Origin of the sequence: Bacillus sp. NTK071, from assembly GCF_017303315.1 — a bacterium.
Classification (GTDB): domain Bacteria; phylum Bacillota; class Bacilli; order Bacillales; family Guptibacillaceae; genus Guptibacillus.
This window is the reverse complement of the sequence record NZ_JAFKOI010000057.1, coordinates 1-304: the sequence shown is the minus strand read 5'-3', so window position 1 is coordinate 304 and position 304 is coordinate 1. Positions and strand designations below refer to the sequence as shown.

General features: G+C 38.8%; 1 protein-coding gene. It reads right to left on the bottom strand.

The features are described from left to right. Nucleotides 1–88 precede the first annotated feature (88 nt). Nucleotides 89–304 (bottom strand): hypothetical protein (locus tag JI666_RS21025; protein WP_206895025.1); only part of this gene is annotated, 216 nt, incomplete at its 5' end.

Below are 304 nucleotides of genomic sequence, written 5' to 3'. Positions count from 1 at the left end.
ACTTGATTGCTCAAGCTAACTCCTCGAGTTATTACTAAGTGTTGCTAAATAATTCTTATTGGATGTCGTTGTTTATGCTATCTAGTTTTCAAGGAACAAGGCTACTACTTGAATCGACTTCTATGCTGCCTTGCACCGAGGAAGCCAACATCGTTAGCGTTACTCGAAGACGCAGGTGCACATCTGTTTCATCATATAGCCTACTTTTGAAAGAATAAATCATTCTTTCAAAACTAAACGAAACGCTCATGTAAGGTTGGTAACGTAAGTTACCTTCGTAATTCTCCATAGAAAGGAGGTGATC